The sequence below is a fragment of the Streptomyces sp. NRRL WC-3549 genome (assembly GCF_000721935.1).
Lineage (GTDB): Bacteria > Actinomycetota > Actinomycetes > Streptomycetales > Streptomycetaceae > Streptomyces.
The window spans coordinates 45,132-46,417 of sequence record NZ_KL585445.1; the positions used below are offsets into that span (position 1 = coordinate 45,132).

Sequence of the window (1,286 nt, forward strand, 5' to 3'; positions counted from 1 at the left end):
GGGTATCCCGGCTTCCGCTCATCGCGGGGAGGCCCGCCGGGAATTGAACGGGGTGAGGCCTCCGGAAGGCGCCCAGGGGGCCGCCGGGTCGTGTCCGTGTTCTTTCCCCGAACTCCGGTTCCGGACGCGGGCCTTCACGTCCGGCACCGGAGACGGGGGCGCGCACCCCGGCCGGGGGTGGGGGTGTGGGGGGCCGGCCGGGGTGCGCGCGGAGGGAGATGGTCTCTGGGGGCTCGATGGGAGTCGGGGTTCCGAGGGGGCTACCGGTAGGCGCCGAAGGCCTTCGTGAAGGCCAGCGGCTCCTGGAGGATCGAGCTGCAGGTGGCGTCCGCGGTCGGCTTCGCGCCGCCGGGGCACTGCGCGTCCCGGGTGCCCGACCACATCGCGAGCCGTCCGATGCCCTTCTCACGAGCGAACTCCACCAGTTGTGTGGCGTCGTCGACGGTGAAGACCTCGGTGGCGACGTCGTTCACGCCGATCATCGGGGTGACCGCGACCGTCTTCCACGCCTCCGCGTCGGAGAGCCCCAGCACCCCCTTGAGCTGCGCCTGTGTGGCGGTGGCCGCCTGGATCGCGTAGTCGCCCATGTCGCCGCTGTACGACGCCCCGTAGTCCATCGCCATGATGTTGACGGCGCCGATGGCGACCCCGTTCGCCTTTGCGTCCGCGACCAGGTCCACCCCCGGCTGCGTCAGCCCCTCCGGCATCACCGGGAGGGTGAAGGAGACGTCCAGGCCGGGGTGGGCCTGCTGGAGCCGTGCGATGGCCTGCGCGCGCCGGGAGTTCGCCGCGGCGTCGGGCAGCGCCGCGCCCTCGATGTCGAAGTCGAGCTTGGTGAGCCCGTAGGCGTCGACGGCCTCCCCGTACGCGGCGGCCAGCTCGTCGGCCGAGTCGCAGTTCAGGGCCAGCTCCGCACCGGCCGCGCCGCCGAAGGAGACCCGGACGTCACCGCCCTGGGCCCGCAGCGCGCCGATCTGGGCGGCCACCTGGTCGTCGCCGAGGGCGGTCACCCCGCCCCACCGCGGGGCGCAGCCGCCGCCTGAGGTGATGAAGGCGAGGGTGAACTCCTGCACGCCGGTCTTCGCGGCGGTGTCCAGCAGGTCGTGGGCCGGGTAGAGGGAGGTGTCGACGTACGGGGCGAACCGGGCGCCGTCGGCGGTGCCGCCCCCCGCGGTCGCGGTGGGTACCGGCGCGGGCGTCGTCGTCGCCGTGGGTGCCGGGGTGGGGGCCTCGGTCGGGCGTCCGCTCGGCTCGGGGGCCGCGCCGCCGTCCGCCGAGCCGGCCGC

Annotated in this window: 1 protein-coding gene; it reads right to left on the minus strand. The window is 74.8% G+C overall.

Annotated elements, in window-relative coordinates:
• Positions 1-260 precede the first annotated feature (260 nt).
• Positions 261-1,286 (minus strand): chitinase (locus tag IH13_RS0134420; protein WP_031090801.1); only part of this gene is annotated, 1,026 nt, incomplete at its 5' end.